The sequence below is a fragment of the Streptomyces racemochromogenes genome (assembly GCF_044129415.1).
GTDB lineage: Bacteria > Actinomycetota > Actinomycetes > Streptomycetales > Streptomycetaceae > Streptomyces > Streptomyces racemochromogenes_A.
This window is the reverse complement of record NZ_JBBDHD010000096.1, coordinates 1-26,589: the sequence shown is the minus strand read 5'-3', so window position 1 is coordinate 26,589 and position 26,589 is coordinate 1. Positions and strand designations below refer to the sequence as shown.

Sequence of the window (26,589 nt, the reverse complement as noted above, 5' to 3'; positions counted from 1 at the left end):
GGCCCACCGCCCGGGCCGCCGGGCCCACCGCCCGGGCCGCCCGGGCCGCCGGCGGGTCGGGCGTGCGGGTCGGCGGGGTGGCCGGGGCCCACCGTGGGATGTCCTCCGCCCGGGCCGTCCGGGAGGATGTGCGGGTGGGTGTCCACGAGCGCCGCGCGTTCGTCCAGTTCGGCGAAGATCCGGTCGTACGCGGGATCCCCCAGGTACACCCCGCGGTAGTTCGCCGTCACGTTCACCCCCACCGCCCCCAGTTCATCCAGGCCGCGCCGCAGCGTCCAGGAGGAGACCTCCTCCTCGTCAAGGAACAGCGGCGCGTGGAACGCGAAGCGACCCGGGTACGCCTCCACCACCCCGGCCGCCGCCTCCATGGTGACGGCGACCGCCTCCCGCAGCTGGGCCGGGCTCTCGTACCGCGCGGGCAGCATCGGCTTGAGCACCGCCACCGCGATCCCCGCCCGGTCCATCAGCGCCAGCGCGTCCTCCGCCTCCCAGCCCGCCCACGGCGGCAGCGACCGGGGGCCCACCAGCCCCCGCTCCTGCGCCCACCGGCGCCAGGCCGGGGCACAGAAGTGGTGGTGGACGTCGATCACCGCGCGGCTGCCGTCCTCCTCCGCCGCGCCCGCCCCGCCCGCCCCGCCCGTCGTGTCCGGGCGTGTCGCCCCGCCGACGGCCAGACCGCCCGCACCGTATTCCGGCATGTGCGCATTTCCCTCTCGTCGGCCACGCGTCGCAAACTCCGCCACACCCTAAAGCGGCCTTCACGAACCGCGAGCCGGACATTCCGCGGAGGCGGGTTTCGGCTCCGAACGGGTCAATCGGGTTTCGCGGTCGCGGCGGCGCGGGAAAGGAGCCGTCTGTCAATTCCGGGTTACCGAAAGGTCTGGGCGCGTGACGACTGAACCGACTACCGCGGCGGATGACGGTCTCGCGCTGCACGAAGCGGTGGCGGCCGCGACGAAGAGCACGCCCGAATACCGGCAGTGCCCCTATCCGGTCTACCGGACCCTGCGCGAACAGGCGCCCATCGCCAAGCTCACCCCCGGCCACGGCGTGGACACGTACCTGATCACCCGCTACGCCGACGCCCACGCCCTCCTCGCCGACCCCCGCATCGGCAAGGACATGCACGAGGGCATCGACCTCTACCACGCCCTCTTCGGGGACCTGTGCGAGGCGCTCGACGACAACCTCCTGTTCGCCGACCCGCCCCGTCACACCCGGCTGCGCCACATCGCCAAGACCGCCTTCACCCCCCGCCACATCCACGCCCTGCGCCCGCACATCGAGGAGCTCGCCCACGGGCTCCTCGACCGCTGCCCCACCGACCGGCCGGTCGACCTGATGCAGGCCTTCGCGCTGCCGCTGCCCGTCATGGTCATCTGCGAGCTGCTCGGCATCGTCGGGCAGGAGCGGACCGAGGTCCTCAAGTGGTTCGCCGTCGTGACGCGCTCGCGGTTCAGCAAGGACCTCAAGGGGGACCTGGAGGAGGCCGAGATCTGGCTGCGGGACTACTTCGCCCGCCACATCCACCGGACCCGGCTCCGGCCCACCGACGACTTCCTGAGCATGCTGGTGGAGACGCCGCACGAGGAAGAGCCCCTGACCGACGACGAACTCGTCTCGATGATCTGGGTCCTGCTCTTCGCCGGGCACAAGACGACCACGCTCCAGATCGGCAATTGCGTCTACAGCCTCCTGACCCACCCGGAGCAGTTCCGGGCGGTCCGGGAGGACCGGGCACTGCTGCCGCAGGCGATCGAGGAAATGCAGCGCTTCGAGGGTTCGGTGGAGACGTCCACCTTCCGCTACGCGCTGGAGGACGTGGAAATCGGCGGGATCGTCATTCCGAAGGGGGCGGTCGTACAGATCGCCCTTTCCTCCGCGAACCGCGACCCGGAGAAATTCCCCGACCCCGACACCCTCGATTTCACCCGGGAGGGGCTGCAGAGCAGCCACCTCGGCTTCGGCTACGGCGCCCACTACTGCCTGGGCGCGCCCCTGGCCCGGCTGGAGCTGGAGATCTGCCTGACGGCGCTGTTCGACCGGTTCCCGGACATGGTCCTGGCCATGCCGACCCAGGCCGAGGGGGACTGGCTCAAGGGGCCCTTCCCGGCCTTCCGCGGGCTGGAGAGGCTGCCCGTCGCCCTGGACCCCTCGCGGACGGTCGACGACTGGACCGCGGGGAACTGACCGGGGCCCGAGCCCCGAGGGGAGCCCTCCGCCGCTGACCGGCGGAGGGCTCCCGCACGCCTCAGGGCCCCTCGCGCCGGGAGCGTCCGGGACCGCAGCCCCCGGCAGCCCCTGGCCTCAGGGTCCCGCCAGTGCCGGGTCCACCACCGTCTCGCCCATCGACGCCCGGCGCAGGCACTCCGCCAGTTCCTCGACCGGCCCGTCCCGCAGCACCAGCCCCGCCGCGCCCGCCTCCAGGACGGCCTCCCGCAGTCCCGGGTGCGCCGACCCCGTCGCCACCAGGACCCGGCACTCCGGGTCCTCCGCCAGCAGGGCGGCCACCGACGCGGGGTCCTCGACCAGTGCCACCGCCGGCCGCTCCGCCGGCGAGGCCACCACCTCGATGTCCGGCTGGAGCCCGAGGCGGACCGCGAGCGGCGGGTCGGGCGGGAGCAGCAGGACGCGCAGGGAGCGGGCGGTGCGGTGGGCCACGGGCATCTCATCCACCCGCCGCAGGGTACCGGCCGGCCCGGCCCGGAACCGGCAACACACCCCGGACCACGATCATCTGACGTGAAGTCAGCGGTCTTCTTCCCAACCGCAGGGCCGTGCGTTATACATTCCCTCAGCCGCTTCCTAGAACGCGTTCTAGAACCGGTCCCGCATGCGACCTCGGTGCGGCCGACGGTGCGGACGGCCGCGCCGAGGTCTTCCAGAGAGCAGAAGGAGCAGCATCCGAATGCCGATCGATGCCGCCAGGGCCCTCGCCGCCGACCCCCGTCAGGGGGAGATCGAGTGGGACCACAAGGACATCCAGCTCTACCACCTCGGCCTCGGCGCCGGCGCGTCCCTGCACGGGAACAGCCTGGCGACCGACCCGGACGAACTGCGCTACACCCTGGAGTCCAAGCTCCACGTGCTCCCCAGCTTCGCGACCGTCGCCGGCGCCGGCATGGCCATGCTCGGCGGGCTCGCCGCCCCCGGCATCGAGGTCAACCTGGCGAACGTCCTGCACGGCGGGCACTCCATCGAGCTGCACCGGCCGATCCCCGTCAAGGGGCGGGCCACCTCCACCTCCAAGGTCGCCGCCGTCTACGACAAGGGCAAGGCGGCCGTGATCGTGCTGCGCTCCGAGGTCGCCGACGCCGACGGGCCGCTGTGGACCAGCGACGCGCAGATCTTCGTCCGCGGAGAGGGCGGCTTCGGCGGCGACCGCGGCCCCTCCGTCCGCGGCGACCTGCCCGAACGCGCCCCCGACCGCACCGAGGAGCGGCCGATCCGGGAGGAGCAGGCCCTGCTCTACCGGCTCTCCGGAGACTGGAACCCGCTCCACGCCGACCCCGAGTTCGCCAAGCTGGCCGGCTTCGACAAGCCGATCCTGCACGGCCTGTGCTCGTACGGGATGACCCTCAAGGCCGTCGTCGACACGGCCCTCGGCGGGGACGTCTCCCGCGTCCGCGCCTACCGCACGCGCTTCGCCGGGATCGTCTTCCCCGGGGAGACCCTGCGCATCCGCATGTGGCAGGAGCCGGGCCGCGTCCTGGTCTCGGTGACCGCCGTCGAACGCGACGACGCCCCCGTCCTCGCCGACACCGTCGTCGAGCACGCGTAACGCGCAAGCCCACGCCCCGGGCACACGCCCCGGGCACACTCCCCCTAAGGAGCCGCACCGTGCGCGCAGCACTGCTGAGCGAGATAGGCCAGGACAAGCTGGAGGTCGTCGACGACGTGGAAGCCGTGGGCCTGGGCCCCGGCAAGGTGCGGATCCGCATCAAGGCCACCGGCCTGTGCCACTCCGACCTCTCCGCGATGAGCGGCGTCCTGCCGCAGCCCGCGCCCTTCGTCCCCGGCCACGAGGGCTCCGGGGTGATCACCGGGGTCGGCGAGGGGGTCGCCGGCCACAAGGAGGGCGACCGGGTCCTCGTCTGCTGGCTGCCGCCGTGCGGACACTGCGCCGCCTGCAGGCGCGGCCAGGGGCACCTGTGTCTGGAGAGCCTGGCCAACGCCGGCATCCCCAACTTCCGCCGGGCCGGCGGGGAGATCTTCGGCTTCGCCGCGACGGGCACCTTCGCCGAGGAGATCGTCGTCGCCGCCAACTGCGCGGTCCCGATCCCCGACGACGTGCCCTTCGACATCGCCGCGCTCATCGGCTGCGGCGTCACCACCGGGCTCGGAGCGGCCATCAACACCGCCAGGGTGGAGGCCGGTTCGTCGGTCGCCGTCATCGGCTGCGGCGGCGTCGGCATCTCCGTCATCCAGGGCGCCAAGGTGCAGGGCGCGGCGCAGATCATCGCCGTCGACCCGGTCGAGTCGCGGCGCGAGGCGGCGCTGCGGTTCGGGGCGACGGAGGCGGTCGCGCCGGAGGCCTTCGACGACGCCAAGACCCGGATCACCTCGGGGGAGGGCTTCGACTACGTCTTCGAGGTCGTCGGCAAGTCCGCCACCGCCCGCACCGCCTACCGGATGACCCGGCGCGGCGGCTCGGTCGTGATCGTCGGGGCGGGGGCCCTCGACGACAACTTCCAGATCGACATGTTCTCGCTGTTCTTCGACGAGAAGAGGATCCTCCCCTCGATGTACGGCGGCGGGGACGTGCTCCGCTCCTACGCGCGCACCATCGAGCTGTGGCGGGCCGGCCGGATCGACCTGGCGGGCCTGATCACCCACCGGGTGCGGCTCGCCGAGATCAACGACGCCCTCGACCAGATGCGCACGGGCACGGCCCTGCGCACCTGCATCGAGATCTGACGCCCCGATCCGTCCTGAGAGGAATCCGGCACATGTCACTGCCACTGGAAGGGCTCAGCGCCGTCGTCACCGGCGCAGGCCGGGGGCTCGGCCGGGCCGAGGCGCTCGAACTGGCCCGGCTCGGCGCGAGCGTGGTCGTCAACGACTTCGGCCAGAGCGGACGCGACGGCTCCGGGGAGGCCTCGGCCGCCCCGGCCGAGGAGGTCGTCGCCGAGATCCGCGCCGCGGGCGGACGGGCGGTGGCGCACCTGGGGGACGTGGCCGACTTCGAGCAGGCGCGGGAACTGGTCGGGCTGGCCGTCTCCGCCTTCGGGAAGCTGGACGTCCTGGTCAACAACGCGGGGATCCTGCGGGACCGGATGGTCTTCTCGATGTCGGAGGACGAATGGGACTCGGTGATCCGGGTCCACCTCAAGGGCCACTTCAACACCACCCACTTCGCCTCCGCGCACTGGCGCGAGCGCTCCAAGGCGGCGGGCGGCCCCGTGTACGGGCGGATCGTCAACACCTCCTCCGAGGCCTTCCTCGGCGGTTCGGCGGGCCAGCCCAACTATGCGGCGGCCAAGGGAGGCATCGTCGGGCTGACCACGTCCACCGCGCTGGCCCTGGCCAAGTACGGGGTGACCGCCAACGCCATCTGCCCGCGCGCCCGCACCCGGATGACCGAGGACGTCTTCGCCGGCTTCCAGGTCCCGGAGGAGGGCAGGCTCGACCCGCTCGCCCCCGAGCACGTGGCCCCGCTGGTCGGCTACCTCGCCTCGCCGGCGTCGGCGAAGGCGAACGGCCAGCTGTTCGTGGTGCACGGCGGGATCGTCGCCGTGATGGAACGGCCCAAGGTGGCGGCGAAGTTCGACACCTCCAAGGAGGTCTTCTCCTTCGAGGAGCTCGACTCCCTGCTCAGCCCGCACTACGAGTCCCGCCCCGCGAACGAGACCTTCGCGGCGGCCGAGGTCCTCGGCCTCAAGCACGGCTAGCCGCAGCCCGCGGGCCCCGCTCTCCCGCCCGGGAAGCGGGGCCGGGGGCCTCAGTGCTGCCGGGCGAATCCCGCCAGCAGCCCGCGCGGGTCGAAGGTCACCCGGATCCGGGCGATCCTCCCGTCCGCCACCTGCATCCAGTTCGCCGTCGGCGCGGGCGGCGCGATGCCGGTGCACAGGTCGAACCAGGTGATCACCTCGTCGCCCTCCGCCACCCGCACCTTCACGTCGATCTTCTCCAGTACCTTCCCGAGCCCCCGCAGCCCGGCCAGTGCCTCCTCCGTCCCGTGCGCCGTGCCCAGCGCGCCGACGAAGTCGACGTCCTCGGCCAGCAGCCCGCGCATCGTCTCGAAATCGCCTGCCTCCCAGGCGGTGAAGTAGGCCTCGGCAAGCTCTCGTGCGGTCTTCGTCGTCGTCATGCCTCCACCCTGCCGGTGCCGGATCCATCCGTCCAACAGATGGATCCGATACCATCTATCATCACGGGTTATGGAGATGCATCAGCTGCGCTACTTCGCCGCCGTCGTGGACGAGGGCACGTTCACCGGCGCCGCCCAGCGCCTGCACGTCAGCCAGTCCGGCATCAGCACCCAGGTGGCGAAGCTGGAACACGAGCTCGGCCAGCGGCTCTTCGACCGCTCGGGGCGCCAGGTCCGCCTCACCCCGGCCGGCGAGGCCGTCCTCCCGCTCGCGAAGAGCGCCCTCGCCACCCTCGACGCCATCCGGCACACCGCCGCCGAGTTCGCCGACGCCGTGCGCGGCCGGGTCCGGCTCGGCATGGTCATGGGCTGCTCGATCCCGCCCTTCCTCGACGCCCTCGCCGACCTGGGCCGCACCCACCCCGGCATCGAACTCGGGCTGCACGAGGACCACTCCGACGCCCTCCAGGCCCGGGTCCTCTCCGGCTCCCTCGATCTGGCCCTGGTCGGCTACGCGGGCGAGGCCGCCCCGGGCCTGCGAGCGGACGTCGTGGCCGACGAGCCGATCGCCGCCGTCGTCCCGGCCGGGCACCCCCTCGACCGGACGGAACTGCCCCTCACCGCCCTGCGAGGCCAGAAGGTCCTGTGCCTCCCGCCGGGCACGGGAATCCGCGCCGCCTACGAGGACTCCTGCCGCCGGGCCGGCCTCGGCCCGCGCGTGGACCTCGAAGCCAGCTCCCCGGCCGCACTGCTCCGTCTCGCCGAACGCGGGGCGGGCGTGGCCGTCCTCAGCCCCTCCTCCACGCAGGGGCCCGGCCTGCGGGCCGTTCCGTTCACCGACGCCGCCACCCACGCCCGGCTCGGCCTCGTCACCCGCCCCGACCAGCACTCCCCGGCGGTGCACCTCCTGCGCACCCGGCTCCTGGCCGCCCTGCGGACCTCCTGAACCCCTACCGGTCCAGGAAGGCGAGCGCCCCGCGCAGGTCCTCGGGCCCGCGGAAGTGGACGCCCGTCATCCCCAGTGCGACGGCCGCCTCCACGTTCTCCCGGTGGTCGTCCACGAACAGGCAGCGCTCCGGAGCGGCGCCCGCCAGGCCGGCGGCGATCGAGTAGATCTCGGGGTCGGGCTTGGCCACCCCTTCCAGGGCGCTGTTGACCACGTGGTCCGCGAGGTCCTCCAGCCCCATCGCCGCCAGGTCCTCGCCCAGGTCCAGCGCGGCGTTGCTCACCAGGACCAGCGACAGTCCGGCCGCGCGCACCCCGCGCAGCGCGCTGACCACGTCCTCGTCCGCCCAGAAGGGGGAACGGGCCAGCGCCCCGGCCAGCTCCCGCGCACGCGGGCCGGACAGCGGGAACCCGTCGCCGAGCCGGTCGGCGACGGCCTGCGCCCACTGCTCCTTGGTCGTCTTCCCGAGGAGCAGCGGATCGAGCTGTTCCGGGTGGAACGCCACCGACGCCGTCGTCCCCTCCGGGAGACCGGCCGCGCGTTCCAGTTCGGCCACCGGGGTGGAGTCGTAGAAGCGGATGACGTTGTCGACGTCGCACAGGACCGCGTCGAAGGGCCTGGCCGTGGCGGAAGGGGCGGAGGTCGTCATGCCCCTTGCCTATCACGCCGGTTCGCGCGGCCGTCAGCCCAGCGGGGCCTCCCGCAGCGGCACCGGCCGGGCGGCCCGCTTCGGCGGCGTGTCCACGTGCACGGGCGGCGGCGGGGCGACCGGCTGGCTCAGCCCGACGATGCCGCAGGGGACCTCGGCGGTGGCGTACGGGAGCCGCAGCCGGCCCTCCGGGGTCCACAGGCCGGTGCCGAGCCAGCCGGCCGGGGCGCCGAGCCGGAACACGTACCGGTCGGCCGGGCGCCACAGGGCGAGTCCGTCCCCGCCCACGCGCAGGGCGACCCCGCAGGTCTCCGGCATCAGGACCTGGCCCGGCTGCACCGCGAACGGATGGGCGTCCTCCAGCCGCAGGCACTCCGGGAAGCGGACGGGACGGGCGCTGCCCAGCACCCCCCAGCCGAGCCGGGGCTCGCCCGGCGCGTCGGAGCGGATCACCAGCAGGCCGCTGTCCGGAGCGGCCGTCAGCAGCCGGTCGTCACTGTCCTCGGCGATCTGCAGGAGCGGGGTGACCACCCCGCCCCGGGCCAGGTCCACGGCGACGGCCTTCACGCGGCCGTCCTGCTCGCGGTCCAGGGACAGCAGCCGGCCCGCCCGGTCCAGCCAGACCCCGCCGGAGCAGCGGCCCGGCAGCACGGCGGCCCGCCGCGGGCCCTCGGAGCCGTGCCCGGCCACCTGCCAGACGGTCGTCCCGCCGTCCCCCACCGCCAGTGCGTAGGCCGCGTTCCCGTCGGGGCACGGCGGCAGCAGACGGACCCGCAGCCCCTCCTCGGCCTCGATCCCGCCGAGGAGGAGCTCCCCCGTGCGCGGCCCCGCACCGGAGCCCGAAGAGCGCGGACCCGTGTAGGTGCCCGAGGGGTAGAGCAGGGCGAACGCGTGCCGGTCGGCCACCCGCCGGTGGATCAACACCCGCCCGTCGGCCAGCGGCAGCACCTCGCTGTCGGCCTCCTCCGGCTGCGCGAGCGGCAGCGGCACCGCGTACGGCTCCGGCCCCCCCAGCGTCCACCGCTCGGGATAGCGGGCCTCCCCCTGCCCGGCCAGCCGCGCGGCGTACGTCCCGTCGGCGGTGACCGTGAGGGGGGCGGTCGTGGTCATCTCGGTGGCACAGACAGTCATCCGGCCGTCACCTCCGGGGAGGAAACTAGGTTTCGCGCTTCCGGCCGGACAACACCACCGCGCACGCTTCACACGTACGGGTGGCGGCCCCCCGGTTCTCCCGTGACGGGGGGACCGGCTGTGCCGTCCGGGGGACAGGCTGGGCGGTCGCCACGGACGGTAGCCTTGGCCCGTGCCCTCTCTCTCTGAAGTCATCGCCGCGCTGGACGCTCTCTGGCCCCCCTCGCGGGCCGAGCAGTGGGACGCCGTCGGCACCGTGTGCGGCGACCCCGACGCCGAGGTCACCCGGGTGCTGTTCGCCGTGGACCCCGTACAGGAGATCGTCGACGAGGCGGTGAAGCTCGGCGCCGACCTGGTCGTCACCCACCACCCCCTCTACCTGCGCGGCACCACCACCGTCGAGGCGGGCACCTTCAAGGGCCGCGTCGTGCACACGCTGATCAAGAACGACATCGCGCTGCACGTCGCCCACACCAACGCCGACACCGCCGACCCGGGTGTCTCCGACGCCCTCGCCGGCGCCCTCGACCTGCGCGTCACCGGCCCCCTCGTGCCCGACCCGACCGACCCGTCCGGCCGCCGCGGCCTCGGCCGGCTCTGCGAGCTGGACCACCCCGAGACCCTGCGCGAGTTCACCGCCCGGGCCGCCGCCCGGCTCCCGCGCACCGCGCAGGGCATCCGCGCCGCCGGCGACCCCGACGCGCTGATCCGCACCGTCGCCGTCAGCGGCGGCTCCGGCGACAGCCTCTTCGCGCAGGTCCGTGCCGCCGGTGTGGACGCCTTCCTCACCGCCGACCTGCGCCACCACCCGGCGTCCGAGGCCCGCGAGCAGAGCCCGCTCGCCCTCGTCGACGCCGCCCACTGGGCCACCGAGTGGCCCTGGTGCGAGCAGGCCGCGGCCCAGCTCGACGCCGTCTCCGAGCGCCACGGCTGGGGTCTGCGGACCCACGTCTCGCGCACGGTCACCGACCCGTGGACGGCGCACGCGCCGTCCGGAACCACCCCTTCTAGTGTCTCTGGAGCCCCCAACTGAACGCCGAGCCCGCCGACCAGATCCGACTTCTCGACGTCCAGGCCCTGGACGTCCGGCTGTCGCAGCTCGCCCACAAGCGCAAGTCGCTGCCGGAGCACGCCGAGGTCGACTCCCTGACCAAGGACCTCAGCCAGCAGCGCGACCTGCTCGTCGCCGCCCAGACCCAGGCCAGCGACGCCGCCCGCGAGCAGACCAAGGCGGAGCAGGACGTCGACCAGGTCCGCCAGCGCGCGGCCCGCGACCAGCAGCGCCTGGAGTCGGGTGCCGGCATCTCGGCCAAGGACCTGGCGAACCTGCAGAGCGAGGTCGCCTCGCTCGCCAAGCGGCAGGCCGACCTGGAGGACGTCGTCCTGGAGGTCATGGAGCGCCTGGAGGGCGCGCAGGAGCGCGTCACCGCGATCACCGAGCGCGTCTCCGCCCTGGAGGCCAAGCTGGCCGACGCCACCGCGCGCCGCGACGCCGCCACCGGTGAGCTGGACGCCGAGGCCGCGAAGACCGCCAAGGACCGCGAGGTCATCGTCGCCTCCATGCCGGCCGACCTGATGGCCCTGTACGAGAAGATCCGCGTCAAGCAGGGCGGCGTGGGCGCCGCGCGCCTCTACCAGCGCCGCTGCGAGGGCTGCCGCCTGGAGCTCGACATGGCCGAGGTCAACGAGATCAAGGCCGCCGCCCGCGACCAGGTCGTACGCCACGACAACTGCGGCCGGATCCTGGTCCGTACGGCGGACTCGGGCATCTGATGCCGCGTTTCGTCGTGGAGGCCGACGGCGGCTCCCGGGGCAACCCGGGGCCCGCCGGCTACGGCGCGGTCGTCCTGGACCCGGTGACGGGGGAGACCCTGGCCGAGCGCGCGGAGTTCATCGGCATCGCGACGAACAACGTCGCCGAGTACCGGGGGCTGATCGCCGGGTTGAAGGCCGCGCGTGAGCTGGCCCCCGACGCGGAGGTGCGGGTCCGGATGGACTCGAAGCTCGTCGTGGAGCAGATGTCGGGCCGCTGGAAGATCAAGCATCCCGACATGAGGCCGCTGGCGGCGGAGGCGGCGACGGTCCTGCCGCGCGGGCAGGTCACGTACGAGTGGATCCCGCGCGAGCGCAACAAGCACGCCGACCGCCTGGCCAACGAGGCGATGGACGCGGGCCGCCACGGCAGGCAGTGGGAACCCTCCGCCTCCTCGGCGGCCCTCGCACCGGCCGCCCCTCCGGGCGACGCGGCGAAGGGCGCGGCGGCGGTCCGCGCCGCGATGGCCTCCGGCGGCACCGGAAGGCCCACCCCACCCCCCGACTCCGCCACCCCGGAGCGCCCTCCCGCCCAGGCCGCCCCGGGGCTCCCTTCCGGCGCCGGTACGGGGTCCGCGCCGGTCGGCGACCACGCTGGCGCGGGGATGCCCGCCGGCGGTGGTACGCGGTCCGCCGACTCCGCCGGCCCGGGGCTCCCTGCCATCGCCGGTACGGGGTCCGCACCGGCCGCCGGCTCGGCCGGTGCGGCGGAGCCTCCCCTGGCCGGCGCCGCCGCCCGCGCGGCGCACAGGGCGGCCGCCGACCAGCGCGCGGCGCGGAGCGCGGCCGCACCGGAGGCCGGCACCCTCTTCGGCGCAGCCGAGGTCCTGACCCGCGCCCAGGCGGCCCCGGCGGGCGCGCCCGTCTCGGGCTCCGCACCGTCCTCGGCTCCGGCTGCGGCGGGTACCGCCGCCCAGACCCCGGCCGCCCCGGCCCCGGCTCCCGCCTCGGGCACCGGCTCCGCCGCCGGAGGGGCCGGGGGGCCCGACATGGGGGCGCCCGCGACCTTCGTGCTGCTGCGGCACGGCGAGACCGCGCTGACCCCGCAGAAGCGGTTCTCCGGCAGCGGGGGCACCGACCCGGAGCTGTCCCCGGCCGGGCGGCGGCAGGCCCTGGCCGTCGCCGAGGCGCTGGCCGCGCGGGGCACCGTGCAGGCCGTCGTCAGCTCGCCGCTGCTCCGCTGCCGGGAGACCGCCCAGGCCGTCGCCGACCGGCTCGGGCTGACCGTCACCGTGGAGGAGGGCCTGCGCGAGACGGACTTCGGCGCCTGGGAGGGCCTGACCTTCGCCGAGGTGCGCGAGCGCTTCCCCGACGACCTCCAGGCCTGGCTGGACTCCCCGAAGGCCGCCCCCACGGGCGGCGGCGAGAGCTTCGCCGCCGTCACCCGCCGGGTCGCGGCCACCCGCGACCGGCTGCTGTCCGCGTACGCGGGCCGCACGGTGCTGCTGGTCACGCACGTGACCCCGGTCAAGACCCTGGTCCGCCTCGCGCTGGGCGCCCCGCCGGAGTCCCTGTTCAAGATGGAGCTCTCCGCGGCCTCCCTCTCGGCGGTGGCCTACTACGCCGACGGCAACGCCTCGCTCCGGCTGCTCAACGACACCTCCCACCTGCGGTAGGCCGCGCCCGCCCCGTCACCGTCGTCCCGGCGGCGGGGCGGCACGGCCGCCGGGGTCAGGGCGCGGGCCTGAGCCGGCCGAGGGTTTCCACGGACCGCTCCAGGGCGCGGGCCAAGTTGTGGGCCTCGGCCCGGGCGGTCCGGAGCTGACCGCTCGCCTCCCGCGCGAGCTGGTCGGGGAGCCGCCGCTCCCCCTCCACGGTGTCCCAGTCGTCGTGGTGCCGCCCGATGTGGCGTGCCAGGTGTTCCAACACCTCTTCGAGGTCCCGGGCCAGGCCGTGCAGGCCGGCCGTCACGGCGGCCACGTCGGCGTGGCCCGCGTAGGCGTCGTGGGGATCGGAGGTGGCTTCGGCGAGTTCGTGTATGTGCGCGGAGGCGGCGGCCGCGGCCGCGGGGCGATCGGTCATGGCTGCGAGGGTGCCCCATGGCGCGCCCCGCCGAGGGGCGTTCGCGCCACCCCGCAGGAAAGGGGTACGGCAGACGAGCCGGCCTGTACGCCGGGTTCTGTCACCCGGAGACCTCGCGGTCGCCGGGGAGACGGCCATCCATCTAGGACCGGCGTTGCCGCCGGCCTCGTGCGGTCTACCCGCGAACTCGGGCGGGCAGCCCTCAAGCGTTCGCGCAGACCCGTCCGGGGACGGATCCTCTTGACCTTGCTCCGGGTGGGGTTTACCTAGCCGCCTGAGTCACCTCAGGCGCTGGTGGTCTCTTACACCACCGTTTCACCCTTACCGGGAACCGAAGCCCCCGGCGGTCTGTTTTCTGTGGCACTGTCCCGCGGGTCACCCCGGGTGGCCGTTAGCCACCACCCTGCCCTGTGGAGCCCGGACGTTCCTCGGCGGGGTCCTGGGACCCCGACGCGGCCGCCCGGCCGACTCGTCTGTCGTGCCGACCATGCTACCGGCTGCCGGGCGGCGGCTCCGCGTCGCCTTGACCTTGACGCGGCGGCAGGGTTTCTACTGAGGGGCATGCGGATCGGAGAGATCGCCGCGCTCGTCGGGGTCACCACCCGGACGGTGCGGCACTACCACCATGTCGGGCTCCTCCCGGAGCCGGAGCGGCGTCCCAACGGCTACCGGGCCTACACCGTGCGCGACGCCGTGCTCCTGGCCCGGGTGCGCCGGCTCACCGAGCTCGGGCTGGGCCTGGACGAGGTGCGCGACGTCCTCGCCGACGACGCCGGGCGCGAGCTCTCCGAGGTCCTGGCGGAGCTCGACGCCGACCTGGCCCGGCAGGAGGCGGAGCTGGCCGAGCGGCGCAGGCGGCTCGCCGCACTGCCGGCCGCCGGGCCGGGTGAGGGGGAGCCGGTCTCGCCCGCGCTCGCCGCGCTGCTGGCGAAGGCGCCGCCGACGGACTCTCCGGCCGCCGCGAAGGACCGCGAGCAGCTGACCCTGCTCGACGCCACCGGCGCCGCCGGGGAGGAGCTGTACGCCGTCCTCGGGCAGCTCGCCGCCGACCCGGCCGTGCTCGCGCTGTACGAGCGGCTCGACGAGCTGGCCGACGCGCCCGTCGACGACCCCCGGATCGGCCCGCTCGCCGAGGCGATGGTCGCCGCCGTGCCGGCCGCCGCCTTCGCCGCGATCCCCTCCGACGGGCCCGTCGTCCCCGGCTTCGGGGAGGCGCTGCTCGCCGAGTACGCCCCCGCGCAGGCGGAGGTCGTCCGCCGGGTGATGGCCGCGTTCACGGGGGAGGGGCCGGCGTGAGCGCCGTCCGCGCGGCCCGGATCGCCGCCGCCGTCGCGGTACCGGGCGAACTGGTCCTCGTCCTGTGCCTGGTGGCCGGGGTGCGGCCGCCCGGCTGGATGACCGCCGGCGCCGAGTCGGCGCTGCTCGGGATGCTGCTGCTGGAGGGCTGGGTGCTGGGCTCGCTGCGGCGGCGCACCGGCTCCTGGCGGGCGGCCGTACGGGAGGTGGTGCCGGAGCCGGTGCGCCGGCTGCTGCTGCACGAGCTGCGGGCCTGCGCCTCGCTCGGGCGGTGGGCGGCCCGCCGGCCGCACGGGGTGCGGCCGGGGGACCTCGCCGCCGCCTACACGGGGCCGCAGACGGCGATGATGTACGGGCTGCTCTTCGTGTCGCTGACCGAGACCGTCGGCCTCGCGGTGCTCATCCCCTGGCCCGCCGTGCACCGGGTGGTGCTCGTGCTCGACGTCTACGGGGTGCTGCTGGTCCTGGCCCTGCACGCCGCCTGCGTGACCCGCCCGCACGTCGTACGGCCCGACGGCACGCTCCGGATCCGCTACGGGGCCCTGTTCGACCTCACCGTCCCGCCGGACGCGGTCGTCTCGGCCCGGATGGAGCGGCGCTACCCGGAGGGCCGGCTGGTCACCCTGTCCGCGGACGCGTCCGGGAACGGGGTCCTGGACCTGATCGTGGGCAGCCAGACGACGGTCACCCTGGAGCTGAACCGCCCGCTGGACTTCCGCCGCCCCCTCGGCGCCCGCGCGCGGGCCCGTACGATCCGCTTCCACGCCGACGACCCCCGCGCCCTGCTCACGGCCCTGCGGCAGGCCGCCTAGGCGGGAGCGAAGAGGACCTTGGCCGTGCCCGGGTCGGCCCGGGTCAGGCGCACCGGGATCCGTTCGCCGAGCGGCAGGTCCGCCGACGGGGACTCGACCCGGCCGACCACCGCCGGGTCCTCCAGGTGCACCGTCCCGGCCTGCGGGTCGCGCTCCTCGACGTCGATGACCATCGCCTCGAAGACCTCCCCGACGCGGTCCTTGAGCACGGCCGCCTCCACCAGGTCCACGCACTCCCGCTCCACGGCGTTGGCCAGCCGGGTCCCCTCCCGCATCTCGTGCGGCAGCGCCGCCAGGGCCCGGACCGCCCACGCCGACGGCTCCGCCCCCGCCACCGCCGCCACGCACAGCTCCCCGGCGTACCGGTCGGCGAGCCGCCGCAGCGGGGCGGTGCAGTGCGCGTACGGCGCCGCGACCGCCGCGTGCACGGCGTGCTCGGGCCGCTCGCCGCCGGTGAACACCGTGTACCCGGCACCGCGCAGCAGGGCCGTGCACTCCTGGAGGAACGCGGCGTGCGCGGGGATCCGGGGGTCCAGGGAGCGCACCAGCCGCGCGTACGGGACGTGGTGCGGCCACTCGATCCGCAGGGCCTGCGCCGCCCGCCGCAGCCGGCCCACCGCGCCGTCGGGGGCGGCCGGCAGGGTGCGCAGGATCCCGGTCCCGGCGGCCAGCATCAGGTCCGCGGCGGCCATGCCGGTCATCAGGGAGATCTGGGCGTTCCAGCCGTCGGCCGCCAGCGGCGCCCGATAGGTCAGCCCGTAGGAGCCGTCCCGTGCGACGACCTCCTGTTCGGGGACGTTCAGGGAGATCCCGCCGCGCGCGGTCTCCAGCGCCTCGCGCAGGGTTCCGATGTCCTTGAGCAGGGCCAGGGCGGGTTCGGCCGTGCCGGTGTCGATGGCCTTCTGGACGCCGTCGTAGTCGAGCCTGGCCCGGCTGCGGACCAGGGCGCGGCGGACGTCGGTGGTCTCCACCCGCCCGTCGGCGTCCAGGTCGAGCCGCCACAGCAGGGCCGGGCGGTCCTGGTCCGGCAGCAGGCTGGCCGCGCCCTCGGAGAGCACGGGCGGGTGCAGGGGGACCCGCCCGTCGGGGAAGTAGAGCGTGGCGACCCGGCGGTGGGCCTCGGCGTCGAGGGCGCCGCCGGGGGTGACGAAGGCGGCCACGTCGGCGATGGCGTAGTGGACGCGGTAGCCGCCGCCGGACCGCTTCTCCAGGTGCATGGCCTGGTCGAGGTCGGTGGAGCCGGGCGGGTCGATGGTGAAGAGGGGGATCCCGGTGGCGTCCTCGGTGGGCGGCCGGGGCGCGGCGGCGGCCCGGCCGGCCTCGGCGAGCACCTCCGCCGGGAAGGCGTCGGGCACGCCCAGTCGCGTCCGCAGCCCGCGCAGCGCGGCGCCCAGGGCGGCACCGTCCGCGCCGGTCATGTGCATGTGACGGCGTGGCATGGACCGAGCGTATGCCGTGCCCGGGAGTTCTTCTCGGCGGCCGGGCGAGGCGCCCGCCGCACGGGTTCCGGGTCCGCCCGGGCGTCCGGAATCCCGCGCCGTGTTCCGGTGAGCGGAACACGGCGCGGAAACGGCCGCGCACGACGGCGTGAAACCTCCTGGAACGCGCGGCCCTGCCGGGGCGCAATGTGGTGGGCGGATCGCCCGAACCCAACGGAACCGATCGGAACTCATCCTCGGGGCGGTACATGCTGTTGCGGATCCACTTCACCGGCGCCGACCTGGCGCGCACGAGCGTGGCCAGCCGGCCGGACCCCCTGTGGGAGACGGTGCTGAGCCTGCGCATGCTCCAGCACCGCACCGCCAACCCGGCGGTCGAGGCATGGGGCCGCGCGGTCCTGGCCCGGCGCTCCGGCAGCCTGCGCACGCTCCTGCCCCTGGTGCGCCCGCTCGGCTACTTCCCCGACTTCCTCACCCCCTCCGTCGGGTCCGCGGACGTCGAGCAGGGCCTCGACGCGCTGACCGCCACCCCCGTCCGGCACCTGAGCGGCGACCTGGCGGTCCTCGGGGCCGGCGGGCCCCTCCCGTCCTGGACGCGGGACCTGGCCGCGGGCCGCCCCGACGCACTGCGGGGGCTCACCGGCGCCCTGCGCGACTACCACGCGGCGGCGGTGGCGCCGCTGGAGGAGACGATGCGGACGACGGTCCGGGCGGAGTACGCGGCGCAGGCGAGTACGGCCGCCGAGTCGGGGATCGAGGGGGTGCTGTCGGCACTGGGGCCGGGCATGCGGTGGAGACCGCCGGTGCTCGAAGTCCGGTACCCCGTCGACCAGGAACTGCACCTGGGCGGGCGGGGCCTGCTCCTCGTCCCCACCCTGTTCCGCGCCCGCACCCCGGTCTCGCTCCTGGACCCGGAACTCCCGCCGGTGCTCACCTATCCCGCGAGGCGGACCGTGTCCCCGGACGATCCCGGAGGGAGGAAGCTCGTGCCGCTGATCGGGCGCACCCGTACGGAGATCCTCCACCACACCGCGGAGGGTTCCCGCAGCACCACGGAACTCGCCCGGCTGGTCGGGATGTCCCGGGCCTCGGTCAGCCACCACACCTCCGTGCTGCGCGCGGCGGGCCTGATCAGCTCGACCCGCCACCGCAACTCGGTGCTGCACGCGGTGACCTCCCTGGGATCCCTGCTGCTGCGCGGGTGAGGCCGCGTCCAGGTCTTTCGAACCTGCTCGAAAGACCTGGACGGGAGCCCGGCGCGAGCCGCAGAGTCGGTGCTGCACCACAGCACGGAGGGCGACGAGGCACCGCCCGCCAACGGACCCCCCACCGGCGGCCACGGCCCGCCCCCGGCCCCAGCGGCCCGGGGCCCGGCCGTGGCCGTTCGCCCGTGACCGGCCGGCGGCGGGCCGTCTACCCTGGCCCGGGGGCCGCACCCCCGCGTCGTGCCATCGATAGGAGAACCACCGTGCTCGTGCTGCTGCCGCCCTCCGAGGGAAAGGCCGCCGGCGGCTCCGGCGCACCGCTCGACCCCGGCTCGCTGTCGCTGCCCGGGCTGGCCGCGGCGCGGGCGGCCGTGCTGGAGGAACTGGTCGAGCTGTGCGCGGGCGACGAGGTCAAGGCGCGCGAGGTGCTGGGGCTCAGCGAGGGGCTGCGCGGCGAGGTCGCGAAGAACGCCGGGCTGCGGTCGGCGCCGGCGCTGCCGGCGGGGGAGATCTACACCGGCGTCCTCTACGACGCGCTCGGCCTGGCGGACCTGCCCGCCGCCGCCCGGACGGTGGCCGAGCGGACGCTGCTGGTGTTCTCCGGGCTGTGGGGGGCGGTGCGGGTGACCGACCGGATCCCGTCGTACCGCTGCTCGATGGGCGTGAAGCTGCCGGGGCTGGGTGCGCTGGGCGCGTACTGGCGCACGCCGATGGCCGAGGTGATGCCGGAGGCGGCGGGGGACGGGCTGGTGCTGGACCTGCGCTCGTCGGCGTACGCGTCGGCGTGGAAGCCGAAGGGGGAGACGGCCGGGCGCACGGCCACGGTGCGGGTGCTGCACGCGCAGGTCGTGGACGGGGTGGAGAAGCGGTCGGTGGTGAGCCACTTCAACAAGGCGACGAAGGGGCGGCTGGTGCGGGACCTGCTGGTGGCCGGGGCCGAGCCGGCGGATCCCGCGGAGCTGGTGGCCGCGCTGCGGGACCTCGGGTACGTGGTGGAGGCGCAGGCTCCGGCGAAGGCGGGCCGGGCGTGGTCCCTGGACGTGGTGGTGACCCGGATCCACTGACCGCCGGCCCGGCGCGGGGGCCGCTGCCCGCCGGCCCCCGCGCCTCGCACGCCGGCGGGGCTCAGCGCCCCAGGGGCCAGGCGACCGGGGACGGGGTCTGGTCCGCCGCGCCCGCGTACTGCGCGCACGCGTCCGTCAGGGTCTCCAGGAGCGTCAGCGGGTCCGGCAGCGGGTGGCGGACGTCCCTCACCCAGGACACCGAGAACTCGCCGGGGAGCGCCGCAGGCGGGAGCAGGACGTAGCTGCCGCGGCAGTGCCACCGCAGGCCGGGGTGTTCGTCCATGGTCTCGGGGTGGCAGTCCAGCTCGCAGGGCCACCACTCGTCCTCGTCCTCGGGCGTCCCGCGGGTGGCCGTGAAGAAGAGCATCCGCGCCTGGTCGCCCGTACCGCCCGATTCGGCGACCGGGCCGACCTCGACGCCGGCGGCGACCAGCCGCTCCAGGGCGCTGCGGCCGGCCTCAAGGGGGACGTCCAGGACGTCGTGGACCATGCCGGTCGCCGTGATGAAGTTGGCCTGCGGCTGGTTGCGGGCCCAGCGTTCGATCTGCGCGCGGTCGGTGGTCGACTGGGTCTGCCAGGCGAACGAGACCGGGTGCCGGGCCGGTGTGGGACAGCCGATGCGGTCGCACGAACAGCGGTAGCCGGCGGGATGAGCGGCGGGGGCGACGGGGAGGCCGGCGGCGGCGACGGCCACCAGGAGCGCTTCGCGTTCCCTGCCGGGGTCCTCGGGGGCGGGTTTCGAGCGGCGGCGCAGCCACTGGGAAATCCTGCTCTGCTCGCCGCGTTTGACGCGGCCGGTCTCAGACCCCATCTATCCCCTACCTCACCGTTGCCCCGGCAGACCGATCCATGGTCCCACCATCCCGCGGGCCGGCTGACCGCACCCCCCGGGGGGACCCCCGCGCCCACTTCCCCCGATAACCGCACAATCCGGCCATATGTTCTCGGCCTTGCCGAGGTCACCGGGCGTCCGGCTATCGGACGGTGACTTTTGCCACGCCGCTCAGCACGGAGTCCACCAGCGCGTCCGTGTAGGCGTGCGTCAGCGGTGCCGTCCGCAGCAGCCACCGGTACGTCAGCGGGCCCAGCAGCATCTCCACCACCAGCCGGACGTCGGCGTCCGCCGCGAGCTGCCCGGCCCTCTGGGCCGACCGCAACCGGGCCTCGTACAGCGCGAGCTGGGGTTCCAGCAGCTGATCGGTGAAGCGTGCCCCCAGCTCGGGGTCGGTCGCCCCGGCCGCCGTCAGGGCCCGCGCGGGGGCGTCGTGGCGGGGGTCGGCGAACTCGTCGGCGGTGGCCCGCAGGACGGCCTTCAGGTCGGCCGCCAGGTCACCCGTATCGGGGAACCCGGACCAGCCGGAATCCGCGCCGGCCTCTCCGGCCAGGGCCAGCGAGGCGTCCAGCAGGACGGCCGCCTTGGAGGGCCACCAGCGGTAGATGGTCTGCTTGCCGACGCCCGCACGGGCCGCGATGGCCTCGATGGTCAGCTTGTTGTACCCGACCTCCCCGACGAGGGCGAGGGCGGCGTCGAGGATGGCGCGCCGGGAGCGCTCGCTGCGGCGGCCGGAGTCCGGGGGCTTGCTCATCGGTCCAACGTACCAATCCCGGCGAGACGTCTCGTCTTCTGGCCGTTGTGGTAAACCACCCGATCGGTTCAGTGCGCGGCCGCACCCCGAGGAGGGACGATTCTCTTCGTACGCACCCGTACCGTGAGTCCGCAGTCGTGAGGAGCCTTCTTTGCGCAGAGACGCCACACCCCGGCGTTACCTGATGTGCGCACCCGCACACTTCAAGGTCACGTACTCCATCAACCCGTGGATGGACCCCACGAAACCGGTGGACCTGCCCCTCGCCCTCGCCCAGTGGGAGGACCTGCGGGACCGCTACCTCTCCCTCGGGCACACCGTCGAGACCCTGGAACCGGAGCCGGGCCTGCCCGACATGGTCTTCGCCGCCAACGGGGCCCTCGTCGTCGACGGCCGGGTCCTCGGCGCCCGCTTCGCCTACCCGGAACGCACCGCCGAGGCGGAGATCCACCTCGACTGGTTCCGGGCCAACGGCTTCACCGACATCCACGAACCCTCGCACGTCAACGAGGGCGAGGGCGACTTCGCCGTCACCGCCAGCTGGATCCTGGCGGGCCGCGGCTTCCGCTCCAGCCCGCTGTCGCACGACGAGGCGCAGGAGTTCTTCGGCCGGCCCGTCATCGGCCTCGACCTGGTGGACCCGCGCTACTACCACCTGGACACGGCGCTGTGCGTGCTCGACGGCGACGAGATCATGTACCACCCGCCGGCCTTCTCGCCGGGCAGCCAGGCCGTGCTCCGCAGGCTCTTCCCGGACGCCCTGCTCGTGGACGCCCCGGACGCGGCCGCCTTCGGCCTGAACTCGGTCTCCGACGGCCGGCACGTGCTGCTCCCGCAGGCCGCGACGGGCCTGCTGGCACCGCTGCGCGAACGTGGGTTCGAGCCGATCCCGATGGACCTGGGCGAGCTGCTCAAGGGCGGGGGCAGCGTGAAGTGCTGCACCCAGGAGCTGCGCCCGGCCCCGGAGCCGCCGGCCTAGGGTCCGGCCTACAGGTCCCGGTCCCGGGCGGCGGGGGGCCACTGCTCGCCCCACTCGGCGTCCCGGGCCGCCTTGTAGAGGTCGCCCTGGCGCTTGCTGACGGTGGCCCGGCCCAGCCCGGCCTCCTCGGGACCGCACAGGTCCAGCAGCACGAGCCCCTTCCGGATCTGCGGCTTCCGCGTGATCCGGGAGGGGACGGGCGCCGTGGGGAAGCGGGTCGCGGCCACGTAGGCGAACTTCTCGTCCTCGTACGGGAGGGAGCCTCCCTTGACCTGGCGGTGCAGGGAGGAGCGGCTGACCCGCGCCGAGAAGTGGCACCAGTCCTGGCCCACCGCGATCGGGCAGGTCCCGTCGTGCGGGCAGGGCGCGGCCACCTTCAGCCCGGCGGCGATCAGCTGGTCGCGGGCCTCGCGGATGCGCAGGTAGCCCTCGGGCGTGCCCGGCTCGATGAGGACGACGGCCTGCCCGGCGCGGGCGGCCTCCGCGACGACCGCCCGGCGGGACTCCTCCGTCAGCTCGCCCAGCACGTACGAGACGGTGACCAGGTCCGCGTCGGGCAGGGCGAGCCCTGTTCCGATGACGGCCCGCCGCCAGTCCGCCGCGCGCAGGCTCTCGGAGGCCGAGCGGGCGGCCAGCTCCTTGCCGAGGGCCAGGGCGGGCTCGGCCCAGTCCAGCACCGTGGTCGACCGGGGCCCGTCCCAGGTGGCGTCCACCGCCCAGGTCGCGGACCCCGTCCCGCCGCCCACGTCCACGTGCGAGCCCGGCGCCCAGCCGGGAGCGGCCTCCGCCAGTCCGTCCAGCGCGCAGCGCACGGCCTCGAAGGTGGCCGGCATCCGGTACGCCGCGTACGCCGCGACGTCGGAGCGGTCGCGCAGGACGGGGGCGTCGGTGGGGGTGGTTCCCCGGTAGTTGGCGATGAGCCGCTCGACGGCGGCCGCGGCCTGCTTCGGCGGGAGTCCGTCGAGCAGCCCGCCGAGGGCGCTGCGGAGGGTTTCGGCGGTGGTGGGGGCGGTGGCGTTCACCAGCGAAGTTTACGGCGCGGCCGGGTCGGCCGGTGCGGCCATGGGCTCCCGCTCCCGCCAGGGGCGGCACAGGACCAGGAAGCAGCCCGCTGCCAGCAGGGAGCAGCTCAGCTGGACCACGGCCATCGGGACGGCGGTGTGCTCGCCCGCGATCCCGACCAGCGGGGAGGCGACCGCGCCGACGAGGAAGGAGGAGGTGCCGAGCAGTGCGGACGCCGACCCGGCGGCGTGGGGGGTGCGCATCAGGGCCTGCGCGTTGGTGTTGGGCAGGACCACGCCCATCGCCGACATCAGCACGAACAGCGCGGCGGCCACGGGCGCCAGCCCGACCTGCCCGAACACCCCCGTGGACATCAGCAGCAGGGCCACCGAGGCGGCCGTGAGGACGGAGATGCCGACGGCGAGGACCTTGTCCAGGCTGACCCGGCCGACCAGCAGCTTGCCGTTGACCTGGCCGACGACGATCAGGCCGACGGAGTTGAGGCCGAACAGCAGGCTGAAGGCCTGCGGGGAGGCGCCGTAGATCTCCTGGACGACGAAGGGCGAGGCGGAGATGTACGAGAAGAGCACCGCGAAGGCGAAGCCGCCCGCCAGGGTGTAGCCGGCGAAGACCCGGTCGGCGAGCAGCCCCCGCATGGTCCGCAGGGCGGCGCCCACGCCGCCGGTCTGACGCCGCTCGGGCGGCAGGGTCTCGCCGAGGCCGCGCCACACCACGAGGGTCAGCGCGAGGCCGACGGCGGTGAGGACGACGAACACGCCGCGCCAGTCGGCGAAGCGGAGCACCTGGCCGCCGATCAGTGGGGCGATGATCGGGGCGGTGCCGGATATGAGCATCAGGGTGGAGAAGAAGCGGGCCATCTCGACGCCGTCGTACAGGTCGCGGACGACGGCCCGTGCGATGACGATGGCCGCGGAGCCGGCCAGGCCCTGGAGCAGCCGGAAGGCGATGAGCAGCTCGGCGGAGGGGGCGAGGGCGCATATCGCGGTCGCGAGGACGTAGACGGCCATGCCGGTGAGCAGGGGCCTGCGCCGCCCCCACTTGTCGCTCATGGGGCCGATGACCAGCTGTCCGAGGGCCATGCCGGCCAGGCAGGAGGTGAGGGTGAGCTGGATGGTCGCGGCCGGGCTGCCCAGGGCGGCGGTGACCTCCGGCAGGGCCGGGAGGTACATGTCCATGGACAGCGGGGGGAGTGCGGTGAGGCCGCCGAGGATGAAGGTGACCAGCAGCCCGGTGCGGCGGGCGGCCGTCAGGGGGACGGTGGCGGGGGCCGAGGGGGAGGGCGGGGACGCGTGCGACGGGGCCGCGGAGGGGCCTCTCTCCGACATACAGGACTCCAGTCTTTTGATCTGCTTTATGCACCCCTGACCGACCCATGCTCTCAGCTGTCGGAACGTTCCGGACCGGATGGCGGCTGTGACGTAACCTGCGGCCCCATGAGCGCACCTGGGAAGAAGATCGCCGTAGTGACCGGGGCCGGCTCCGGGATCGGCCGTTCCGTGGCCCTCGCCCTGGCCGGGGCGGGCTGGTCGGTGGCCCTGGCCGGGCGCCGGGTCCAGCCCCTGGAGGAGACCGCCGCGGCGGCCGGGGCCGAGGCGGACGTCCTGCCGGTACGGGCCGACGTCAGCGACCCGGGCGACGTGACGGCGCTGTTCGAAACGGTCCGGGCCCGCCACGGCCGCCTCGACCTCCTCTTCAACAACGCCGGCACCTTCGGCCCGGCCGGCGTCCCGCTGGAGGACATCGCGTACGAGGACTGGCGCCAGGTCGTCGACGTCAACCTCACCGGGGCCTTCCTCTGCGCACAGGGGGCCTTCCGGGTGATGAAGGAGCAGGACCCGCAGGGCGGGCGCATCATCAACAACGGCTCCATCTCGGCCCACGTCCCGCGCCCGAACTCGATCGCCTACACGGCGACGAAGCACGCCATGACCGGCCTGACGAAGTCGCTGTCGCTGGACGGGCGGCCGTACCGGATCGCCTGCGGGCAGATCGACATCGGCAACGCGGCGACGGACATGACGGCGCGGATGCAGACCGGGATCCTCCAGGCGAACGGGCAGCTGGCGGTCGAGCCGGTGATGGACGCCGCCGACGTCGCCCGGACCGTGCTGCACATGGCGGAACTCCCCCTGGAGGCGAACGTCCAGTTCGCGACGGTGATGGCCACGGCCATGCCCTACATCGGCCGCGGCTAGGCCCACCACCGGGGAACGAGAACGGCGCCCGGTCCGTCCCCGCGGAGGGGGGAACGGGCCGGGCGCCGGGCCTGGCGGGAGGCGGCGGGCTACTTGACCGCGGCCGGGGTCTTGGCCGCGCCGCGCAGGCCCGCCGGGAGCAGGAACAGGGTCAGGACCGCCGCCAGGTACAGGGTCCAGACCACCAGCTGCGCGACCGTCGGGTCCGGCTGGAAGTTGAAGACGCCCTTCAGCAGGACCCCGTACCAGCTGTCCTGCGGGATCGCCGCGCTGATGTCGAACGCCTTGTCCTGCAGGCCGCCGACGAACCCGGCCTCCTGGAGGTCGTGCACGCCGTAGGCGAGGACGCCCGCCGCGACGACGACCAGCATCCCGCCGGTCCACGTGAAGAACTTCGACAGGTTGATCTTCAGCGCGCCCCGGTAGAACAGCCAGCCGAGCACGATGGCGGTCGCGATGCCCAGCAGCACCCCGATCAGCGGTGCCGAGGAGCCCTCGCCGCTGGCCCGCACCGAGGCCCACACGAACAGCGCCGTCTCCAGGCCCTCGCGGCCCACCGCGAGGAACGCGGTGGCGACCAGCGCGCCGGTGCCCATCGCGAGCGCCGCGTCGAGCTTGCCCTGGAGCTCGCTCTTCAGGTGGCGGGCGGTCTTCTTCATCCAGAAGACCATCCACGTCACCAGGCCGACCGAGACGATCGAGAGACTGCCGCCGAGCAGCTCCTGCGCCTCGAAGGTCAGCTCCTGCGTGCCGAAGGTGAGCAGCGCGCCGAAGGCCAGCGAGATCGAGCAGGCGATGCCGATGCCGAGCCACACCGGCCGCAGCGCGGCCCGGTTCCCGGTCTTCACCAGGTAGGCGACCAGGATGCAGACGACCAGGCTGGCTTCGAGGCCCTCGCGCAGGCCGATCAGATAGTTGCCGAACACGGCGTTTCCTCTCCGGAAGGGACCACGCGACTACGCGAACAGCGTCCGGCCCCACCAGTCGTCCTTGTCGCGGACGCCCGGCGGGACGGCGAAGACGGCCGAGCCCACGTGCTGGATGTACTCGTTCAGCGCGTCGTTCTTCGACAGCCGGCGCTGGATCGCGACGAAGCCCTTGCGGACGTCGCGCTGGTAGGCGAGGAAGAACAGGCCCGCGTCGAGCCGCCCCAGCCCGTCCGTGCCGTCGGTGAAGGAGTAGCCGCGGCGCAGGATGGTCGCGCCGTCGTTGCTGTCGGGGTGCGCGAGGCGCACGTGCGAGTCGGGCTTCATCGCCTTCAGGAACGGCTCGTCGCGCTCCTTGGACTTGCCGACCGGGGCGCCCTCGCCCTTGTCGCGGCCGAAGATGTCCTCCTGCTCCCGCAGGGAGGTGCGGTCCCAGGTCTCGATGTGCATCCGGATGCGCCGGGCGACGAGGTACGAGCCGCCGGTCATCCAGGCGCTGCCGTCGCCCGCGCCGACCCACACGTGCTTGTCGAGGGCGGCCGTGTCGGTCCCGGAGATGTTCCGGGTGCCGTCCTTGAAGCCCATCATGTTGCGCGGGGTCTGCTCGTCGGGCGTGGTCGACGAGGTCTTGCCGAAGCCGAGCTGCGACCAGCGCACCGCCACCTTGCCGAAGCCGATGCGGGCCAGCTGGCGGATGGCGTGCACCGCGACCTGCGGGTCGTCGGCGCAGGCCTGGACGCACAGGTCGCCGCCGGAGCGGGCCTGGTCGAGGTTGTCGCCGGGGAAGGCCTCCAGGTCCACGAGGGCCTCGGGGCGCTTGCCCTCCAGGCCGAAGCGGTCCTTGGCGAACAGGCCCGGGCCGACGCCGAAGGTCAGGGTGAGCCGGGAGGGCTTGAGGCCCAGGGCCTCGCCGGTGTCGGTCGGCGGGGCCTCGGGCGCGCCCTCGTACACGTCGCCGACGGGCAGGCCGGCCGTCATCAGCCGGGCGGCCGCCGTCCAGTCCTTGAGGAGCTTGACCAGCTCCTCGCGGTCCTTGGTCTTCACGTCGAAGGCCGCGAAGTGCAGCCGGTCCTGGACGGCGCTGGCGATGCCCGCCTGGTGCTCGCCGTGGAAGGGCACGGCCGCGCCGGCGGAGGCCGCCGGCGCGATGTCCGAGCCGCCGCCCCACGCGGCCACGGCGCCGCCGGCCGCGGC

27 protein-coding genes and 1 other RNA gene are annotated in these 26,589 nt (G+C 74.5%); 14 read left to right on the top strand and 14 right to left on the bottom strand.

The window, feature by feature from the left end; genetic code table 11:
• The coding region (locus WDV06_RS27665) for an amidohydrolase family protein (RefSeq protein WP_395512514.1) at nucleotides 1-698 on the bottom strand (698 nt) is incomplete at its 3' end.
• A 190-nt stretch (nucleotides 699-888) separates the two neighbouring features.
• Here WDV06_RS27665 and WDV06_RS27660 point away from each other — a divergent pair.
• Entirely contained in the window at nucleotides 889-2,190 is a 1,302-nt protein-coding gene (locus WDV06_RS27660) for a cytochrome P450 family protein (protein WP_395512513.1), read from the top strand.
• A gap of 117 nt (nucleotides 2,191-2,307) precedes the next feature.
• Here the strand turns inward: WDV06_RS27660 and WDV06_RS27655 are convergent, their stop codons facing one another.
• Nucleotides 2,308-2,667, bottom strand: coding sequence for a response regulator (locus tag WDV06_RS27655; RefSeq protein ID WP_395512516.1), 360 nt, complete (start codon nucleotides 2,665-2,667; stop codon nucleotides 2,308-2,310).
• 241 nt (nucleotides 2,668-2,908) lie between these two features.
• Here WDV06_RS27655 and WDV06_RS27650 point away from each other — a divergent pair, with 241 nt between their 5' ends.
• Genes WDV06_RS27650 through WDV06_RS27640 form a run of 3 tightly spaced genes read left to right on the top strand, consistent with a single transcriptional unit; the run spans nucleotide 2,909 to nucleotide 5,891 of the window.
• Nucleotides 2,909-3,781 carry a MaoC/PaaZ C-terminal domain-containing protein gene (locus WDV06_RS27650; RefSeq protein ID WP_395512512.1) on the top strand — a complete coding sequence of 291 codons (873 nt, stop codon included), beginning with the start codon at nucleotides 2,909-2,911 and terminating at the stop codon, nucleotides 3,779-3,781.
• Between the two features lie 59 nt (nucleotides 3,782-3,840).
• Nucleotides 3,841-4,917, top strand: coding sequence for a Zn-dependent alcohol dehydrogenase (locus WDV06_RS27645; RefSeq protein WP_395512511.1), 1,077 nt, complete (start codon nucleotides 3,841-3,843; stop codon nucleotides 4,915-4,917).
• A 32-nt stretch (nucleotides 4,918-4,949) separates the two neighbouring features.
• Entirely contained in the window at nucleotides 4,950-5,891 is a 942-nt protein-coding gene (locus WDV06_RS27640) for a 3-oxoacyl-ACP reductase (RefSeq protein ID WP_395512510.1), read from the top strand.
• Between the two features lie 50 nt (nucleotides 5,892-5,941).
• Here WDV06_RS27640 and WDV06_RS27635 read toward each other — a convergent pair whose 3' ends face one another.
• Nucleotides 5,942-6,310 (bottom strand): nuclear transport factor 2 family protein, encoded by a 369-nt coding sequence (locus WDV06_RS27635; RefSeq protein WP_395512509.1) that lies wholly within the window; start codon nucleotides 6,308-6,310, stop codon nucleotides 5,942-5,944.
• 70 nt (nucleotides 6,311-6,380) lie between these two features.
• On the opposite strand from WDV06_RS27635, the gene WDV06_RS27630 reads away from it, so the two are divergent.
• The gene (locus WDV06_RS27630; protein WP_395512508.1) at nucleotides 6,381-7,256 is read left to right on the top strand and encodes a LysR family transcriptional regulator; all 876 of its coding nucleotides are present in this window, start codon (nucleotides 6,381-6,383) and stop codon (nucleotides 7,254-7,256) included.
• A 4-nt stretch (nucleotides 7,257-7,260) separates the two neighbouring features.
• Here WDV06_RS27630 and WDV06_RS27625 read toward each other — a convergent pair whose 3' ends face one another.
• Both WDV06_RS27625 and WDV06_RS27620 read right to left on the bottom strand, forming a co-directional pair.
• The gene (locus WDV06_RS27625) at nucleotides 7,261-7,905 is read right to left on the bottom strand and encodes an HAD-IA family hydrolase (protein ID WP_395512507.1); all 645 of its coding nucleotides are present in this window, start codon (nucleotides 7,903-7,905) and stop codon (nucleotides 7,261-7,263) included.
• Nucleotides 7,906-7,938: 33 nt separating this feature from the next.
• Nucleotides 7,939-9,036, bottom strand: coding sequence for a hypothetical protein (locus WDV06_RS27620; RefSeq protein ID WP_395512506.1), 1,098 nt, complete (start codon nucleotides 9,034-9,036; stop codon nucleotides 7,939-7,941).
• 172 nt (nucleotides 9,037-9,208) lie between these two features.
• Here WDV06_RS27620 and WDV06_RS27615 point away from each other — a divergent pair, with 172 nt between their 5' ends.
• The 3 genes from WDV06_RS27615 to WDV06_RS27605 are packed head-to-tail and all read left to right on the top strand — an operon-like array spanning nucleotide 9,209 to nucleotide 12,464.
• Nucleotides 9,209-10,069, top strand: coding sequence for a Nif3-like dinuclear metal center hexameric protein (locus tag WDV06_RS27615; RefSeq protein ID WP_395512505.1), 861 nt, complete (start codon nucleotides 9,209-9,211; stop codon nucleotides 10,067-10,069).
• Complete coding sequence (locus WDV06_RS27610) at nucleotides 10,066-10,809, top strand: zinc ribbon domain-containing protein (RefSeq protein ID WP_395512515.1); 744 nt, start codon at nucleotides 10,066-10,068, stop codon at nucleotides 10,807-10,809. Before WDV06_RS27615 ends, WDV06_RS27610 begins: the two co-directional genes overlap by 4 nt.
• Nucleotides 10,809-12,464, top strand: coding sequence for a histidine phosphatase family protein (locus WDV06_RS27605; protein WP_395512504.1), 1,656 nt, complete (start codon nucleotides 10,809-10,811; stop codon nucleotides 12,462-12,464). Before WDV06_RS27610 ends, WDV06_RS27605 begins: the two co-directional genes overlap by 1 nt.
• 55 nt (nucleotides 12,465-12,519) lie before the next feature.
• Here the strand turns inward: WDV06_RS27605 and WDV06_RS27600 are convergent, their stop codons facing one another.
• Nucleotides 12,520-12,870 carry a hypothetical protein gene (locus WDV06_RS27600; protein ID WP_395512503.1) on the bottom strand — a complete coding sequence of 117 codons (351 nt, stop codon included), beginning with the start codon at nucleotides 12,868-12,870 and terminating at the stop codon, nucleotides 12,520-12,522.
• Nucleotides 12,871-12,940: 70 nt separating this feature from the next.
• Nucleotides 12,941-13,342, bottom strand: an RNA gene (rnpB, locus tag WDV06_RS27595) — RNase P RNA component class A.
• Nucleotides 13,343-13,431: 89 nt separating this feature from the next.
• Here rnpB and WDV06_RS27590 point away from each other — a divergent pair.
• Nucleotides 13,432-14,166: a MerR family transcriptional regulator gene (locus WDV06_RS27590; protein ID WP_395512502.1), complete on the top strand. Its 735-nt coding sequence runs from the start codon at nucleotides 13,432-13,434 to the stop codon at nucleotides 14,164-14,166.
• Nucleotides 14,163-14,978, top strand: coding sequence for a hypothetical protein (locus WDV06_RS27585; protein ID WP_395512501.1), 816 nt, complete (start codon nucleotides 14,163-14,165; stop codon nucleotides 14,976-14,978). Before WDV06_RS27590 ends, WDV06_RS27585 begins: the two co-directional genes overlap by 4 nt.
• On the opposite strand, the gene WDV06_RS27580 is transcribed toward WDV06_RS27585, so the two are convergent.
• Nucleotides 14,975-16,417: an RNB domain-containing ribonuclease gene (locus tag WDV06_RS27580; RefSeq protein WP_395512500.1), complete on the bottom strand. Its 1,443-nt coding sequence runs from the start codon at nucleotides 16,415-16,417 to the stop codon at nucleotides 14,975-14,977. The two genes, WDV06_RS27585 and WDV06_RS27580, sit on opposite strands and share 4 nt — an antisense overlap.
• A 248-nt stretch (nucleotides 16,418-16,665) precedes the next feature.
• On the opposite strand from WDV06_RS27580, the gene WDV06_RS27575 reads away from it, so the two are divergent.
• Nucleotides 16,666-17,622, top strand: coding sequence for an ArsR/SmtB family transcription factor (locus WDV06_RS27575; RefSeq protein WP_395512499.1), 957 nt, complete (start codon nucleotides 16,666-16,668; stop codon nucleotides 17,620-17,622).
• Between the two features lie 263 nt (nucleotides 17,623-17,885).
• Nucleotides 17,886-18,686 (top strand): peroxide stress protein YaaA, encoded by an 801-nt coding sequence (gene yaaA, locus WDV06_RS27570; RefSeq protein WP_395512498.1) that lies wholly within the window; start codon nucleotides 17,886-17,888, stop codon nucleotides 18,684-18,686.
• Nucleotides 18,687-18,747: 61 nt separating this feature from the next.
• Here yaaA and WDV06_RS27565 read toward each other — a convergent pair whose 3' ends face one another.
• Both WDV06_RS27565 and WDV06_RS27560 read right to left on the bottom strand, forming a co-directional pair.
• Nucleotides 18,748-19,497, bottom strand: a complete 750-nt coding sequence (locus WDV06_RS27565; RefSeq protein ID WP_395512497.1) for a bifunctional DNA primase/polymerase — start codon at nucleotides 19,495-19,497, stop codon at nucleotides 18,748-18,750.
• A 163-nt stretch (nucleotides 19,498-19,660) separates the two neighbouring features.
• On the bottom strand, nucleotides 19,661-20,272 hold the full coding sequence (locus WDV06_RS27560; RefSeq protein WP_395512496.1) for a TetR/AcrR family transcriptional regulator: 612 nt from the start codon (nucleotides 20,270-20,272) through the stop codon (nucleotides 19,661-19,663).
• Nucleotides 20,273-20,423: 151 nt separating this feature from the next.
• Here WDV06_RS27560 and ddaH point away from each other — a divergent pair, with 151 nt between their 5' ends.
• Nucleotides 20,424-21,251: a dimethylargininase gene (gene ddaH, locus WDV06_RS27555; protein ID WP_395512495.1), complete on the top strand. Its 828-nt coding sequence runs from the start codon at nucleotides 20,424-20,426 to the stop codon at nucleotides 21,249-21,251.
• An 8-nt stretch (nucleotides 21,252-21,259) separates the two neighbouring features.
• Here ddaH and WDV06_RS27550 read toward each other — a convergent pair whose 3' ends face one another.
• A complete protein-coding gene (locus WDV06_RS27550; RefSeq protein WP_395512494.1) occupies nucleotides 21,260-22,273 on the bottom strand; it encodes a small ribosomal subunit Rsm22 family protein in 1,014 nt (337 codons plus the stop codon).
• Between the two features lie 9 nt (nucleotides 22,274-22,282).
• Nucleotides 22,283-23,599 carry a multidrug effflux MFS transporter gene (locus WDV06_RS27545; RefSeq protein WP_395512493.1) on the bottom strand — a complete coding sequence of 439 codons (1,317 nt, stop codon included), beginning with the start codon at nucleotides 23,597-23,599 and terminating at the stop codon, nucleotides 22,283-22,285.
• Between the two features lie 108 nt (nucleotides 23,600-23,707).
• Between WDV06_RS27545 and WDV06_RS27540 the strand changes: the two genes are divergently transcribed.
• Nucleotides 23,708-24,469 (top strand): SDR family oxidoreductase, encoded by a 762-nt coding sequence (locus WDV06_RS27540; RefSeq protein ID WP_395512492.1) that lies wholly within the window; start codon nucleotides 23,708-23,710, stop codon nucleotides 24,467-24,469.
• Nucleotides 24,470-24,558: 89 nt separating this feature from the next.
• Here WDV06_RS27540 and efeU read toward each other — a convergent pair whose 3' ends face one another.
• Together efeU and efeB are read right to left on the bottom strand one after the other, a co-directional pair.
• Nucleotides 24,559-25,395: an iron uptake transporter permease EfeU gene (gene efeU / locus WDV06_RS27535; RefSeq protein WP_395512491.1), complete on the bottom strand. Its 837-nt coding sequence runs from the start codon at nucleotides 25,393-25,395 to the stop codon at nucleotides 24,559-24,561.
• Between the two features lie 30 nt (nucleotides 25,396-25,425).
• Nucleotides 25,426-26,589: iron uptake transporter deferrochelatase/peroxidase subunit (gene efeB, locus WDV06_RS27530; RefSeq protein WP_395512490.1), on the bottom strand; the 1,164-nt coding region annotated here is incomplete at its 5' end.